Origin of the sequence: Candidatus Nitrosopelagicus brevis (genome assembly GCF_000812185.1) — an archaeon.
Classification (GTDB): Archaea; Thermoproteota; Nitrososphaeria; order Nitrososphaerales; family Nitrosopumilaceae; genus Nitrosopelagicus; species Nitrosopelagicus brevis.
The window spans coordinates 1,025,527-1,041,372 of the sequence record NZ_CP007026.1 but is presented as its reverse complement, the minus strand read 5'-3'; the positions used below and the strand labels follow the sequence as shown (position 1 = coordinate 1,041,372).

The 15,846-nt window shown below is 33.1% G+C and carries 14 protein-coding genes and 1 tRNA gene; 8 read left to right on the top strand and 7 right to left on the bottom strand.

The window, feature by feature from the left end; all coding sequences use genetic code 11:
- The first annotated feature begins 4 nt into the window (after positions 1 to 4).
- From T478_RS06225 to T478_RS06210, 4 genes are read left to right on the top strand one after another with little or no spacing between them, the layout of a single operon-like run.
- The gene (locus T478_RS06225; protein ID WP_048106108.1) at positions 5 to 4,249 is read left to right on the top strand and encodes a S8 family serine peptidase; all 4,245 of its coding nucleotides are present in this window, start codon (positions 5 to 7) and stop codon (positions 4,247 to 4,249) included.
- A 40-nt stretch (positions 4,250 to 4,289) separates the two neighbouring features.
- The gene (locus T478_RS06220) at positions 4,290 to 4,892 is read left to right on the top strand and encodes a twin-arginine translocation signal domain-containing protein (RefSeq protein WP_082008743.1); all 603 of its coding nucleotides are present in this window, start codon (positions 4,290 to 4,292) and stop codon (positions 4,890 to 4,892) included.
- Positions 4,873 to 6,507 (top strand): cytochrome b, encoded by a 1,635-nt coding sequence (locus T478_RS06215; RefSeq protein WP_048106104.1) that lies wholly within the window; start codon positions 4,873 to 4,875, stop codon positions 6,505 to 6,507. Before T478_RS06220 ends, T478_RS06215 begins: the two co-directional genes overlap by 20 nt.
- Before the next feature lie 44 nt (positions 6,508 to 6,551).
- Positions 6,552 to 7,049, top strand: coding sequence for a cupredoxin domain-containing protein (locus T478_RS06210; RefSeq protein ID WP_048106101.1), 498 nt, complete (start codon positions 6,552 to 6,554; stop codon positions 7,047 to 7,049).
- Here T478_RS06210 and T478_RS06205 read toward each other — a convergent pair.
- The 4 genes from T478_RS06205 to T478_RS06190 all read right to left on the bottom strand — a co-directional run bounded on the left by T478_RS06205 (position 7,046) and on the right by T478_RS06190 (position 9,652).
- Positions 7,046 to 7,396 carry a hypothetical protein gene (locus T478_RS06205; RefSeq protein ID WP_048106099.1) on the bottom strand — a complete coding sequence of 117 codons (351 nt, stop codon included), beginning with the start codon at positions 7,394 to 7,396 and terminating at the stop codon, positions 7,046 to 7,048. The genes T478_RS06210 and T478_RS06205 overlap by 4 nt on opposite strands.
- Positions 7,397 to 7,435: 39 nt before the next feature.
- Positions 7,436 to 7,510, bottom strand: a tRNA-Arg gene (locus T478_RS06200).
- A gap of 32 nt (positions 7,511 to 7,542) precedes the next feature.
- Complete coding sequence (locus T478_RS06195; RefSeq protein WP_048106097.1) at positions 7,543 to 8,382, bottom strand: DNA-3-methyladenine glycosylase family protein; 840 nt, start codon at positions 8,380 to 8,382, stop codon at positions 7,543 to 7,545.
- A 1-nt stretch (position 8,383) separates the two neighbouring features.
- The gene (locus tag T478_RS06190; protein WP_048106095.1) at positions 8,384 to 9,652 is read right to left on the bottom strand and encodes an MBL fold metallo-hydrolase; all 1,269 of its coding nucleotides are present in this window, start codon (positions 9,650 to 9,652) and stop codon (positions 8,384 to 8,386) included.
- A 104-nt stretch (positions 9,653 to 9,756) separates the two neighbouring features.
- Between T478_RS06190 and T478_RS06185 the strand changes: the two genes are divergently transcribed.
- The 3 genes from T478_RS06185 (at position 9,757) to T478_RS06175 (ending at position 11,652) form a co-directional block, all read left to right on the top strand.
- Complete coding sequence (locus T478_RS06185) at positions 9,757 to 9,969, top strand: hypothetical protein (RefSeq protein ID WP_048106093.1); 213 nt, start codon at positions 9,757 to 9,759, stop codon at positions 9,967 to 9,969.
- A gap of 108 nt (positions 9,970 to 10,077) precedes the next feature.
- A complete protein-coding gene (locus tag T478_RS06180; protein WP_048106091.1) occupies positions 10,078 to 10,380 on the top strand; it encodes an ATP-binding protein in 303 nt (100 codons plus the stop codon).
- A gap of 69 nt (positions 10,381 to 10,449) precedes the next feature.
- Positions 10,450 to 11,652 (top strand): hypothetical protein, encoded by a 1,203-nt coding sequence (locus T478_RS06175; protein WP_048106089.1) that lies wholly within the window; start codon positions 10,450 to 10,452, stop codon positions 11,650 to 11,652.
- On the opposite strand, the gene T478_RS06170 is transcribed toward T478_RS06175, so the two are convergent.
- Genes T478_RS06170 through T478_RS06160 form a run of 3 tightly spaced genes read right to left on the bottom strand, consistent with a single transcriptional unit; the run spans position 11,642 to position 14,600 of the window.
- Complete coding sequence (locus tag T478_RS06170; RefSeq protein WP_048106087.1) at positions 11,642 to 12,448, bottom strand: tetratricopeptide repeat protein; 807 nt, start codon at positions 12,446 to 12,448, stop codon at positions 11,642 to 11,644. The two genes, T478_RS06175 and T478_RS06170, sit on opposite strands and share 11 nt — an antisense overlap.
- A 29-nt stretch (positions 12,449 to 12,477) precedes the next feature.
- Positions 12,478 to 13,992 carry a tRNA guanosine(15) transglycosylase TgtA gene (gene tgtA, locus T478_RS06165; protein WP_048106086.1) on the bottom strand — a complete coding sequence of 505 codons (1,515 nt, stop codon included), beginning with the start codon at positions 13,990 to 13,992 and terminating at the stop codon, positions 12,478 to 12,480.
- 32 nt (positions 13,993 to 14,024) lie between these two features.
- Positions 14,025 to 14,600 carry an adenylate kinase family protein gene (locus T478_RS06160; RefSeq protein ID WP_052433915.1) on the bottom strand — a complete coding sequence of 192 codons (576 nt, stop codon included), beginning with the start codon at positions 14,598 to 14,600 and terminating at the stop codon, positions 14,025 to 14,027.
- Positions 14,601 to 14,651: 51 nt separating this feature from the next.
- Here T478_RS06160 and T478_RS06155 point away from each other — a divergent pair, with 51 nt between their 5' ends.
- Positions 14,652 to 15,845 carry a redox-regulated ATPase YchF gene (locus T478_RS06155; RefSeq protein ID WP_048106085.1) on the top strand — a complete coding sequence of 398 codons (1,194 nt, stop codon included), beginning with the start codon at positions 14,652 to 14,654 and terminating at the stop codon, positions 15,843 to 15,845.
- The last annotated feature ends 1 nt before the right edge of the window (position 15,846 follow it).

The window sequence follows — 15,846 nt, the reverse complement described above, 5'->3', positions numbered from 1 at the left end:
GATCATGATGAAATTAGTATTGTTTTTAGTTCTGTTAATCATAACACTCCCATTAATCTCTGAATCATTTTCATATTTTGATGCAGATATGATTAATCAAAATCTTGAAAATAAAAATTACAATTTTAAAGAATCAAACTCAGGAATCATTCAATTCAATGAACCCTCTAATGAACAACAAGTAAAACGTTATCTAATCTTTGGAAAAGGCTCTATATCTGAAATTGGTAATTTTGTACAGACGCCATATTCTATATCTGCATCAAATGGGTTTTTTTCAATAGTAACAGTTCCTGAAAGTACTTTGTCTATTTTTCAATCAAAAGGATTTCATATAATTGAAGATTTCCAATTAGATTTTCATTCAAAATATATCTCAAAAAATAATGTTAGTCAAATATCTACAATTGGAAATATTGCAAATTCTGAACGTGTACATAATCTTTACAATGTTACTGGTAATGATATCACGATTGCTATAATTGATACTGGTGTTGATTTTTCCAATCCAGACATGCAACATGCACTAGCACGTGATAGTGAAAATTTTCCTATTATGCTAGATCCTGATGGTCAAGGTCTGATATTGACAAATGCTACTTTTGCAGCAAATATTGATCAGTATGGAACAATCAAAAATTTTACAAAATCTTCTCTCTATAACACGACTTCTGATGTTTATGTGAAACCTAGAGGAGGTGGTGTCTTTTTGAATATAGAACAAAATGGAGATGGAACTAGTTTGTTGGTGTATAATTCCATGTTTCCTATGTTTGGTTCTTCTCCACTTCTAAATGGAACATTAAATGATGATATGCGAATTGGAACTGATAAACATGATTACATTGAATCCAAAAGTGGAATTTATCATTTAGGTGTAATGTATCAGGGTTCTCCTAGTCAACCACAAGTTGTACCTGTTTTAGTTGTTGATTCGAAAGAATCTGGATACTATGATACAATTATTCCTGACATGTCAACTTCTTGGCAAGACTTTACAAAAAACTCTACAGATAAAAAAATAGAATTTGATTTTGATTTCACTGATGATGTTCATCATGTAATAGGTGATGGAAATGAATTTTTAATTTATGATTATGATAATGATGGTGAATTTGATTATAGTGTAGGAACACTTGGTGCTCAAGTTTTAGACATCTATGGTGTTATTGAAAATGAATCTGAAATTGATGATACCTTTGGTGCAATAAATGGAACATTACTTCCGCCAATAAATCGAAATGGTGAATTTTTTGGTGTGATGACTGATGTTCAAGGTCATGGAACTGGAAGTGCAGGCACAATAATCTCAAAAGGCCTTGTAGAATATGATATCTATAATGATACAAAAAAATTCAACATTAGAGGGGTTGCACCTGATGCAAAAATAATCCCTGTAAAGGCACTATGGTTTGGAGATATTTTATACGCATGGCTTTGGTCTGCAGGATTTGATAATGATGATATAGAATGGAATTTTTCTGGAAATACACGTGCTGACATAATATCTAACAGTTGGGGTGTGTCAACATTTCCAAATTTTGAATATGCACCTGGATTTGATTTACTGTCTTTAGTAATGACTACTCTTAGCTTACCTAACTCATTTTCTGAAGACTATCCTGGTGTGTTGATGGTGTCTAGTGCAGGAAATTCCGGTCATGGTTATGGTACAATTGGATTACCTAATGCATCTCCTACTGGAATTAGCGTTGGTGCTACAACAAATAATGTATTTGTTGGTTATGGACCTTTCAAAGATGAACCGCGATTTGGAAATTCTACAAAATATTCTGATCATGTAGTTGATTTTTCAAGTCGAGGTCCAACATTGATTGGTGACCCAAAACCTGATTTAATGAGTATTGGTGCTTATAGCTTTACTCCCGCATCTGTTACAAAACCATCACAAGATTATGATCAAGATCCATTTGGTATGTTTGGAGGAACCAGTATGTCTGCACCTATTGTATCTGGAACTGCCGCATTGGTAATGCAGGAATTAAAAGATAATTCAAAATCATTTTCACCTGCTGATGTAAAAAATATTCTAATGTCTACTGCTAATGACATGCATAATGATGTATTTACACAAGGTTCAGGAATGGTTGATTCGCTTGATGCAATTCGTTTAATCAATGGCGAAGGTGGTGTTTTTAAGGTTCATACTACTGATTCTTCAAAAAATCTTAACCAAATTCTTGAATTACCATTGAAAAATCTAAACTACACTTCGATTGGCATGTCATCGCCTGAAATCTCATTAGAAAATACACCTCAAACAAGCTGGTTTGGTGGAAGATTAAATCCTGGTGCTACTACATCTGCTTCATTCAAAATCGAAAATCCAACAAATAGTACTTTGACTATCAAAATACTCCCTGAAAATCTAAAATTAATTGAAAAATTCATTTATGATGGAACAACCGAACCCCATTTACAAGACTCTTATCACAATAAATCAAAAGTTTATCGTCCAAATTATATTCCTTTAACTAACCTCACTAACTCTGAAAATTTGCAAACAGATTTTCCTAAAATTATACCTGAAGATTCTTCATTGTTAGTACTAAATGCTAATTTCTCTTTTGATAACTTCATGAACCAGACAAATCCAATTTATGCAGATGATCTGAAAATATCATCCCTGTATTTGTATGACTGGAAAGATAAAAATGATGATTCTGAAATAGCTAGCGATGAATTAACACTAGTAAACAGAGGTGGTTCTTGGGGCACTATGCAGGAATTACGTGTTTCAAAACCAACAGAATATTTTGAAAATGAACCCATAGTTGGAGTATATCCTGTTCCTGAAAGATACTCTTTCTGGGGCGGCTCAATAAAAGAAAACGCAACATCATTTGATTATTCATTATCTGCAAGTTATTTCAAAAAAGATTCTTGGGCCGATATTATTTTAGATAAAGAAATAATTTCAATTCCACCAAAACAATCTATGGATGTTAGCGTAAAAATTGAAACTCAAAAAGATCAAACAACCGGCATCTATGATGGCTTCATAAAGTTTGAAGGTGAACATCATTCAGTAAATGTACCAGTTTCGTACGTTATCGTAGAAAAAGTTGAGAAGGATATTCCGTTTACCTTGATTGGACAAAATAATGATGTTAATTTTGGTAATGAATATGTAAAGGGTGCTTTTGATATGACAAATCGTTACATGGCTGGTGATTGGAGACAGTATTATCTTGACGTACAAGATAATACAATTAACAATGCATCTATAGAACTTTCATGGAAAAATGAAAATACAAATTTCTCTGCATTTGTACTAGATCCTCAAGGTAAAATAATTTCTACAAACATGCCAACTGGTGTATTTGGTCATTTCATGAATTGGGCATCTCTAGATTGGCTTGGAAGTTCTCCATTTAGTCAAGGTGGAGGATTCTTCCCTGTAAAAAACAAAGATAACACTTCAACTTTGATCTTTGCCCCAATTAATCAAACTGGTACACATTCATTACTAATACATTCAACTCTATTTGAAGGAAAAGACATTACAGAACCTGTTACACTTGTTGCAAAATTTTCCACGTTAACTTCAGATAATATTCCTCCACAAATAATTCTTGAATTAGATGATTTTGTAAAATCTGATCATATAATTATTCCAGAAATTATTGAAGATAATCTTGCTAGTATAACTTATACATTAGATGGAAATCTAATACAAGTAAATACTACTGGTTTTAATTCTAATAATTTAGATGATGGTAAACATTCTCTTACAATTAATGCAATCGATAAATTTGGTTTAGCGACATCAGAAACATTTGACTTCACTTTGGATTCAGAATTACCAAATCTTGAATTACAATCACAAAATAATACTGTAGTCTCAAAACGTTTGGATATCCAGGTATCAATTTCTGATCAGAATCTTCCAAAATCAAATTATCTCTCATTTCTTTTACCTACTGGTGAACGTATAGTTGATCAAAAATCATATTCATTTGACGTCAGTGATCTTGATGAAGGAGAATATTTCATCGAGGTATCCGCTCAAGATATGGCTAAAAATAGTGTATTATCAAAAATAATCTTTGAAATTGATCATTCTGTTGTGGATCCTCCAAAAACTTCAATTTCCACTATTTCACCTGAAATGGTAGGAAGTGATCAAAATTATCTATTGGCAATTATTATTGCGGTAATTGCTATTGTGATCGTTTCTGTTTTAGTTATTTTAAAACAAAAATCAAAAGTTACTCCAAAAAATTGAAATAAGGTTTATAACCAATTCGTCAAGATTTGAACTTAAGTTGTCGGCAACATCGGATAAAAAAACTCTGTCCAGACGTGATTTTCTTAAATTAATGGGTGCTGCAGGTACTGGTCTTGCTTTTGCACCATTTGTTCCTTGGGGAACTTTTTTACCAAATCCATCCTCTGCAGCTGCTGAAAAAGTACCAGTTATTTTGCCAGACGGTTCTACAGCCAATGTTTTCACTTTTCCAATTAATCATGCAGAAGTTATCACTTATCCAAAAACTGGTGATTCAGTACTTGATGAAGAAGCATTTAGAAAATGGCAATTCATCAGACTCCCAGAAAAATTTGGTGGTGATAAAAACGAAGTTTCATCATTTAGAGCTTATAGTATGATTTGTCTTCATCTTTGGTGTGTATGGAAATACTGGCCACAAGAAGGACGTATGAGAGGTGAATGTCCATGTCATGGAAGCATGTATGATCCTGTTACTGGAACTGCATTTGCAGGACCTGCATCATTACAAGCACCACCTTCTGATACATTACCTGAATTAAACTTTGAAGCTGATGCTGATGGAAATTTATTTGTAACACCACCCCAATGGGGACCAAACAAAAATGGAGTTGTAGGATATGGCCGTTTCCCTAAATAGACCCAACGGCACTCTTGCCTTCATCTATTGGATATGGGATGGTCTTGACAGAACAATCTTTACTGCAATAAAATTCTCGTTCCCTGCAAGATTTGTAAGTCCATTTGGATTTTTGGGAATGCTTACGTTCATCACATTCATTATTCTCGGTGTCTCTGGCGCGTTACTCATGTTCTATTATGAACCGATTCTTGATAGAGCGTGGGATAGTGTAGAGTTTATCAATAACGAAGTTCCATTTGGATTCCATATTCGTAACATACACTATCACGGTTCAAACGCAATGGTAATGCTTGCATTACTTCACATGTATTACCAATACTTTAGTGGACGTTACAAAATTAGAAATGAAATTTTATGGGTTACTGGTGTTATTTTAGGAACTGTAACAATTCTTGAAGCATTTACCGGTTACGATATTATATTCAGTGAACGTGCAGAACTTGCAATCAGTATTGCGGCGTCACTTACAAATGCTATACCGATAGCAGGGCCGACGATTCGAGACGCGGCGTTTGGAAGTGGATTCTCTGACTTTGTACTGAGATTCTATACACAACACGTGTTTGTCTTACCAATAGTCATGCTAGGATTAATGGCAGTTCATTTCCCACGATTCTTAGTATTTGATGTTCCAATGGTTATGGCAGTTGCAGGTGCAATTCTAATTACTGGTGGTGTATTCCCAGTTGATTTAGGATTCAAGTTCCAACCTACTGTACCGCCCGGTATTACTGTTCCAGAATGGTATCTTACAGGATTGTACGCATTCCTGCGGACGCAATATGATAAATTCGTGACAGGTGTATTATGGCCCGGAATCTTCATAGCGGCGATTATGCTGGTTCCGTTCCTTGATAGATATAAAAAATTCTCATGGAAGGATAGACCTTGGGTTACAGCATTTGGTATAGTCGGACTAGCTCAAATATTGGTTACAACCTATTGGGGATTCTATATCCCAATTGACTCTACCCTCCCATTAGTAGAGAGACTCGTAATTGATCCAATCAATCTCTACGTGGTAATGATACTGCTAATTCCATTAGGAATTGGATTTAGCTATATGATGATCTACTTGGCTAAAGAGGCTGAAAGAAAAGCAAAGTTAGCAAAAGACAAGGGACCAAAGAAGGTAGCTCAAATTGAATTTTCTGAAAAATGGATTAACTGGATTATAATTGCATTAATAGCATTCCAGGTGTTCTTGAACTTGGCAGCATACAATGCCGCACTTAGTGGTATGAATAACATGTCTCTATTCTTTGCGGGACTAATTTTGATAGTCTTTGCAGGACTGTTCCATGTTTACAGATACGCTATGGGTCAGGCAAAAACCACTCCACCTCCACCAGGTGCAAAGCTAAGAGTAACTAAATCCATGGTTGGAACTCGCAAGGAGCTATCTGATGATGGCGACACCTCAACTGGCGCTGGAGCTGCAAATGTTGAGGCACAGGAAGAGCTACTAGGAAAAATTGAAGAAAAGATCAAAACTACAGAAAATCCCGATGGCACTCTTGCACCTGAAACTCCTGAAATAAAAGCAAATAATGCTGACTTGGATTTGAAAAAAGACACAGATATTGGTATGTCAGATCTCAAGAAACCATAAAAACTAACTAAGCTTTATAAGACTTCTAGAAATCAAGCTAGCTATTGAGTGCAACACAAACTAAATCTAGTCATGCATACGGAGTTGGAATTCTAGTAGTCATTGTTGCATTAGGTGTAACAATTACCTGGTATACTAGTTATTGGCTTCCTGAAGAAAATCAAAAAGTGTTTGTCGATGAACACATTCTGAATCCTGATGGTGAAACAGTTGTGAATATAATTATGGGTTCAGCAACTCCTGAGCAAAAAGACAACTACATGCCAAAAAAAATTCAAGTTCAACTGACAATTGATAACAAAGTGAGGTGGGTAAATCAAGATGAAATTCCTCATACTGTAACTCCTGATAGTTACGACCTTGATGAGATTACTGATCCATATAGTGGAGAGTTTGGCTCAATTGGTGTTTTAATGCCTGGTGATGAATACGAATTCTTATTCACCAAAGCTCCTCCAAACGGTGCAAAAGTAATCACATACCATTGTCACCCACATCCTTGGATGACAGGTACTATTGAAGTCACAAAATCCAGATTCTAGGCTGAATAATTAGCAAAGAGTTGAGCATTTTCTACTTCTTTATGCTGTTGAATTATTGATGCACGAAATTTAACATCATGTTCTTCAGTTGGTTCAAACTCAATTGTAGCAACAAAATCAACTTTGTTATCTGGAATTACATTTTTGTTTACAAACAATCTTGAAACATTTTGTGTAATTTTTTTACCATTATACTCTCTCCATACAACTAATTCATTTGAACCAAGAATCTGTGTGTTTATCACTACACCATCATAGAGTCCTGAATAATTTACTGTGATGTGTCCAATTATCTCTTGATGTGGTTTGATATCCATGTTTTCTAATTTTATCTCTATATCTTTCATTGATTGTTTGACAATTCATTGAAAATAAAAACTTTAGAGCGCGCGGGGAGGGCTTCGATCCCTCGACCATCGGATTAGAAGTCCGACACTCTATCCATGCTGAGCTACCCGCACAAAAACTTGCCGGTAGATTGCAATATTAATCGTTATCCTAACCATTTTTTATCAAAACTCTCTCTTTCATTTTTGAACAAAAATTGCTGTCCATATCCTGCATATTTTCCAAAATGTTCCACTATTTTGTCATGCAGTTCATCATACGTTTTTTCTGTAATTGTCTTGGTTGAAATCTGAAACTCTTTTGAATAATATTTTTGTAGTATGCGTAACACCCATCTGTCTAACGGAACTGCTTCTAATTTATCAAGTGAAAATAACAATATACAATCTGCAACTTTTTTACCTATTCCAAACACCTGGCATAAACTATCTCTCGCTTCTTGATAATCTTGTTTTTTGAGAGATGAAAAATCGATCGTTCCTTCGCTAACTGCGATTGCTGCCTTTTTTACATACTTACTTCTATATCCTAATCCACATTTTGTAATATCTGTAATTGATGCATTAGCTAACTTTTCAGGTTTAGGAAATAAAAAAAGTTCCTTGTCATCTATTGTTCTTTTCTCACCGAATTTGCGAGATAATTTTTGAAGTCGGGTTTGAATGTTTGGAATATTTGAATTTGATGAAACGATAAATGAAATATAGCATTGAAATGGGTCTTGTCTTAAAATTCGCATTCCAGGAAAATTCTTAATGGCTTTTTTCATTATATCATCTTTTGACAACTGTTTCTTGATTTTTTGAAAATCATCATCAAACCTAAAAAAATTATGAATGTTTTTAGATTTTATATCTAATTTGTCTTCCAAAATTAGTATCTCTTTTCCGTTAATTCCATACCATTTTGAATCAAATTTTTTCCATAAGAAAACTTGACCGCTATTTATTGTATCATCGATATTTACTTCAAAATTATCTTTCAATTTAGAGAGTTATTTTTTCATCTAATTTAGCAGCGTGTGCTTCAAATCCAAATCTTTCATGAATTTCTTCAGCAAATCTTGTACATGATTCATCATCTCCATGAACGGTCATAATTTTTGGATTTCCTTTGAGATTTTTAATCATTTCAAATAAACTATCTCTATCTGCATGACCTGAAAATTGGAATTGTTTTACTTCAGCTTTTACATTAAGATCTTTACCGCGAGTTTGAACCTTACCTGTATCTAATAATTTCTTTCCAGGAGTTCCTTCTCCTTGATATGATACTAATGCAATTCCATTTTTGTCATTAAATGACAATTCTTGTAAATAATAAACTGCATTTCCTCCAACTAGCATTCCAGCAGGTGAAATAACTACGCAAGGTTCTGATAATGCTCTCTTTCTTTCATTATGGTCTCTCACCGATACGACCTTCTCTATGACATCTTTGAAAATTTCTGGATTTCTAAGATATTCTGGATATTTTAAAAGTACCTCGTTTACCTTCAAAGCCATTCCGTCCATGATTATCTTATGGTTAAATCCTGAATTGATTAGTACGCTAGCCACTTCTTGTGAGCGTTCAACAGAAAATGATGGAATGAATAGTGTACCTTTCCTATCTATTACCTCATTTGCAAAATCAATTAATCCTTTTTCAGATTCCTTTCTAGGCATTTGATTTTCCTGAGAATAAGTACTCTCTGTAATCACCATATCCATCTCACCAATATCCAAATCTGCAGGTGGCAATAATCTTGAACCTCTCAAATTGATATCTCCTGTATAGAATAATTTTTTATTTTTTGACTCTACTAAAACCGTACTTCCTCCTATCACATGTCCTGATGAACGAAGTTCAAACGACGCATTTCCTCTAGTAATCTTTTCTTTAAATCCAATTATCTTTGATTTTGCCATCATGTTATCAATCTCTGGAACTCCAAAAGAATGTGAATTTTTTTCAATTTTTATCATATCTTGAATTAATAATTTACTCAGATCAAATGTTGGGGCTGTACCATAGACATTACAATTTCCGCTGACAAATAATGATGGAACACATCCTGAATGGTCCAAATGTGCATGAGTTATGATTACTGAATCAATATCTCGTGGTTTAACATGAAGGGGGTATGTGGGTGGGGCACCTCTTGGTTTTCCAAACATTACTCCATAATCTAGCAAAAAATTTGTTCCATCACAGTTGACTTGAAAAGCTGATCGCCCTACTTCACCAGCCGCGCCTAAAACTTTGATCTCCACGCAAGACAAATTTCAACTCTGTCTTATATCTTAGACTCTTCAAATTGTACTAGGTCGACAATTTACAATAGCTTTAATTAGTGGAAGCTGACTTTTGATCAATTATGGGAAGAACCTATGCAGAATGGGAAGCCACACAAGATCAAGCTCTAGTTGCTAAAGTTCGCGCAGGCGACGAAGCAAACAAAGTCCTATTAAATCAAATTAACTGGATTTGGGTAGCCAATCTTATGGGCGGAAAACCAGAAATGAATCCATCATCCGCAGAACTATTGGATTGGGTAACATCTGGCCAAATCGATGCAATGAGAAAGTAATTTCTTGTTTATCGTTTTTTCTTTTGTTTTATTTATCGATCCATTTCATAACGCTGTTAACGATCTAGTTCATGGTTTAAATAGTAAATATGGTCAAAGAGTGTTAGAATGCCAATCGCAATCATTCCAGACATTGACGAACAGAGATGTATCGGCTGTGCACTATGTGTAGAGATCTGTACTTCTCTTGGTCCGGATGTACTCCGTGTAAAACCTGTAGAAGGTTGGAAACGTGGTAAAGCATTTGTCTTCTATCCTGAAAGATGCATCACAGACGGTGCATGTATTGGAGTTTGTCCAACAAAATCCATTTTCTGGATGAGACCAATGAATTACACAGCTGGTCAACCAGTTCCACTTCACAAAAACGGTGTATTCATCAACGGATGGGCTGAAGACGCTGCATTATAGGCACGTTTTCAGAAAACCTCTTTTTCTTATTTTATTTTCATTTAATTATATGAGCTCTAAAATTATTTCATGTCGAAAATTTCCAGCTTAATTGGTATTGCAACCATCTTTTTTATTTCATTAACTATTATCTCAATAATTTTTCCATCATTATTTTCATCTGTATTTGGAAAATTTTCAGATAACCTAATTCCATATGAAGTTGGAACATTGGGCGTTCCTGTAATCTTATCAAATCTTGGATTATTATTTTTTGGAATTATCTATTATAAGAAAAAATTGCCTTCTTCAATTTCTAATTCCATAGACAAAATACGAATTTTTGAAATTCCAAAAAAACCTACTTTGATCATTTTATTAATAATTTTTTCATTATACATTGGTATTTCTTCTCCAGAATTATTACTTGATGAATCTAAACAGTGGGGTGATTATGAAATTCTGGAAGATGCATTAAAGATATGGCCAGACGGAAAATCTGAAAATATCTACATCGAAGAACAAAATGACCGTTATGTACGCATGCTCCTCTTAGATGCATCTCAGACAATTTTCCAAAATATCAAAATTTTACCTTTTGTTGCTTCAATCCTGGTAATACTATTCACATATCTTTTAACAGTTCAAATTACTGAAAAAAGATTTGCCGGAATTATTGCAATTCTTGTATTGATTCAGAGTCATACATTTCTTAGATTTGATACAGTTGCAGTATACGAAAATTTCTGGGTACTATTCTATCTATTATCAATTTACGTCATAAAAAAACAGTGGATTTTATCTCCAATTTTCTATATTCTATCCTTTTTCACCAAAGCATTTGTTGCACCTTATTTTGTCATGACGCTATTCTTTGTTGGAAGAACCTCGATTTCGAGCAAAAAGAAAATTCTACTTTTAATTTCATATGTAGGAATCATAGGAATTTCAGCCATAGTCATTTTCTCTGGAGACACCATATATCCAAATGTAATACAAATTGATGCGTCAAAATTCTTCATTGGACTTGCAACGTTTGGACCTTTACTGAGATATGATTTCCTTTTACTAATGACAATTTTACCTGTTGTTGTTGGATTAACACTACTTGCAAAAAATTGGATTAAAGAAACAGATTCAATCTTGTTTTTAATTTTAGGTACCTTGTTGGCAGGTCCAATTCTTATAGTATTCACAAATTTTTATGAAATTCTTCCGTATAGGTATATTCCACTAATTGTATTCTTTTCAATAGGAATTGGAATGTTTTTCTCTAAAAAGCCTAATTCTTGATAATCGTCCATTGAACTTTTGCAGTATCTGTCTCTTCCATCTGAATCAATGGAATAAACGCTTCAAAAATATTCACGTTATACCCGCTCATTTCACGTTCTAATGTTAACATTCCTAAATGATCGTCATTTGATAACATTGTATTTTCTTTTTGAAATATTTCATAACCATTCTCATATTTCAAATAATTTTTTTCTGATAAGTCATTCCACCACTTTTCAGTAAATTTTGATGGTAAATACCGTGCATTATTTGATTCAGTGACTGCAATGAGATTTTCATCTTTGTCTCTAACTACAACTAAGACATGAACATCATACATAGAATCATTTGTTGAAATTGTAGGTGATTCACTTAGTAAGCTAGCTCTTGCTTGTTTTATTTTTTCATTATCTGGATCAATTATCAATATTTTTGTAAAGACTTCAAAAGATTTTTCATACTCATTTAGCATTTTTAGTGCAATTGCTTTGTTAGTTAATGCTGAAAGTCTATCTGGATCCATTTCTAAAACTTTATTTGATAAACTAAGACTTTTTGAAAAATTTCCTAGTTGTGCAAGAAGTCCTGCTTTGTTAGTTAATGCTTTCAAGTTATCTGGTTCTTGTTCCAAAATTTTATCAAGATAGATTATTGCTTCACTAAATCTTTTTTCTGCAACTAATGCTGCGCTGATAGATTCCCATTCCTTGATATTTTTCCCCTCTGGAAGAGGTAATTCCTCTTCTGCAACTGCTGCTTGGACTGAAAACAAAACTCCTAAACAAATTATTGCTATTAATACCGATTTAATCATACATTCATCAATAATTTGAGATAGATAAATTATTCAATAATCTGTTTTTTTGTTATTCCTTTTGGAATGAACTTCTTATAGTACTGCAAAAATGAATCATTTTTTGGAAGATATACTGAATCAAACTTGTTTTTACTGAAAAATACATTCCAAACTTCCAAAAATGTAGGGAATTTTTCAGGCTCAAATTCTTTCCTAGACATTACATAGTGTGATGCTGGAAAAACATCTGAAATTTCAATTGGTATTATGCCTAAAAATGGATTATAATTACAAAATTGTACTAAATCTGCATCTTTGAATTTTCTTCGCAATTTTTTATAATCATATGATGTGAATACTGGTTTTATCATTGGATCTTTTGTAATAACTACAATTTTCTTTTTTGTTCTAAATTTTTTTACATATTCGTGATATCTTCTAATCTCTGGTCTGTATTGATCCTCTGGCCCAAATAGGAAAATTGCTTTCTCTTTAAACTTTGGAGTTCCATCTTGCAAAAATTTTGTATTATTTAGTATTACATCAATTGTCTCAAATAATTTTGGATGTGCTCTTGCCTTTTTCATTGTATATTCCCATAATCTACCTTCTCGAATAGCTTGTTTTACTCTATCAACTTCAGCTTTTATTGAGTATAAATTGAAAAGTGCAATTTGATCTGTTCTTTCTTCTTTCTTCATGGCAAGTAATTCTTTTGGTTTGTATCTTGAAGAAACCTCACAATCAAATGGGAAATACTCCAACTCTTGTAATCTTCTAGTACCATCTTCTGTTATCACTCTATCATGTTTTGCATAAAGCATGTATGATGCAGAATCAAATGTATCACAACCTAGTGCAACCGCTAATGGAATTGTTAATGGATGTCCTGCCCCAAACAAATGTAATGGAATTGAAGTTGGTATGTTTTTCTTCGCAGCAATAATCATCTCTGCTAATAATTTGTATTCATATGATTCCATAAATTCAACTGGGCTTCCTAATGCAAGCATTTGATAACCCATATTGATTAATTCGTTAGTTGATCTTTTGACTAATTCTGGATGTTCACTTCCTTGTATGGGACCAATCCAGATCTGTCCATTATTTTTTTTATTTCTTATTGTTGTTTTACAAACTTTTAGTGTATGATCAACGTATTCTTTTGCTTGTTTCTTTGATAATCCAAATCCAGTAGGTTTGTCTAATGGGATTGCAAAGTCTGTCATTATATCCATTTCAAATTTTGCCATCGCAGGTGGTTTGACATCAACCTCTCCGTATTCTAAAACCTGATATCCTCCAGAGTCTGTCATTATAGAACTATCATATTTTATTATTTTATGAATACCATTTTTTCTTGCTTTCTCTTCCAATCTTTTCATTGTGATGTATGCATTTGTAATTACAACATCAAAACCAATTTCTTTAATTTTTTTGGCTGGAATAGTTTGTTTTACTGGATGTATGACCGGAACAAAGGATGGTGTTTCGATTTTACCATGATTTGTATGAAGAACACCTATTCTACCTGCTAAATCACTATATTTTATCTCAAACAATTCTTTGTATAATTATTGAGGATTATATTAAATTAGTAATCAAAAAACTTGTTCATTTCATTTTTTTCTTCAATTAATTTTAGCCAATCAACAATATCGCCACTCTCTTGGTTGTTCATAATATCCTGAATTCTCTTCAAAATAACTTCTGGCGTCTTATCTGTTGCATCAACTTCAAAAGATTTTTCCTTTCCAAATGATGTAATTGAATCATTTGCAATAACACCCAATACTTCACTACCCGCGTTTTCTTTTATTTTTTGATTTTGATATTTTCTTTTTTCATAAATTTTTATTAATTCATAGGGATTTTTTCTCAATATTATAACATATTCAATATTTGATTCATCCAGTACATACGGTGCTAAATGACCTACAATTAGTAACTTTTCTAAATTCAACTTTTGAATCTCATTTTTCAATTTTTTAGTATCTACTTCAATTCCGTCATCTGTCTGTTCACCAAGTCCTTTTTCAATTGCAAATTTATTTATGTCAAATATCTGATATGATGAATTTTGTTTTGTGAACAAATCTGCAATTGTATGTTTTCCAACACCTGGATTACCTGTAATTACTAAATTCACATAATTCATTTCTATATCCATGATTAATGAATTTCTGTAATACTAATATGATCAGATGAAAACTATCTCCTTATGCAAATTGGATTACTTGGGAAAGCAAATGTTGGAAAATCGACTTTTTTCTCTGCTGCAACAGAAACGCTAGTTCAAAGTGGAAATTTTCCATTCACTACAATCGAACCAAATGTTGGAGTTTGTTATCTGAAAATTAATTGTGAGTGTACAAATTTGGAAAACAGATGTGAAAATGATCTGTGTCATGATGGTATTAGATTTGTTCCTGTAAAATTAATTGATGTTGCAGGACTAGTTCCAGGTGCACATGAAGGTAAGGGGTTGGGAAATCAATTTCTAACTGACGCTATGAAAGCTGATGCATTGATTCATGTGGTTGATGTTTCTGGTTCAACTGATATCCAAGGACAACCGGTTAATGTTGGAACTCATGATCCATTAGAAGACATAAAATTTGTTGAAGAAGAATTTGATTTATGGTTTAAACAAATACTTGACAGAGAATGGCCAAAACTTGTAAAAGAAATAGATCAAAAACGTGCAAAAATTACTGATGGAATCGCCCGTCGTTTTACAGGATTAGGAATACTAGAATCCCAAGTTGATCAAGTTCTAATATCAATGTCATTAAAAACAAAAAAAGCTCAGGATTGGTCAGACGATGATATCATGGGCTTTCTAAAATCTCTTAGAAAAATTGCAAAACCTTTGCTTATTGCAGCTAACAAAGCAGATCTTTGTGATGATTTAAAAATTATAGAAAAAATATCGACAAACTTCAAAGTTATTCCCTCTAGCGCTGAAACTGAACTTTTATTGAGAAAGGCTACAAAAGCTGAACTAATCAATTATGTTCCTGGAGATGAAAGTTTTTCAGGAAAAGATAATGTTCAGTTGTCTGAACAACAAAATAATGCATTACATCTTGCAAAAAATGTTATGACAAAAATTCAAACAACTGGTGTTCAACAAATTCTTAATTCAATAATCTTTGATGTTTTAGACATGATTGTTGTTTATCCTGTTGAAGATGAAACCAAATTAATGAATAAACAAGGACAAGTTTTACCTGATGCAAGATTATTAAAAAAAGGTTCTACTGCAAAAGAATTGGCATTTACAATTCATCAAGATATTGGAAATGGATTTTTACATGCTATTGATGCAAAAACAAAACAACGTATTGGTGCTGATCATGAACTCAAAAACAATGATATAATAAAAATAGTATCAACATTAAGTAGAGGATAGT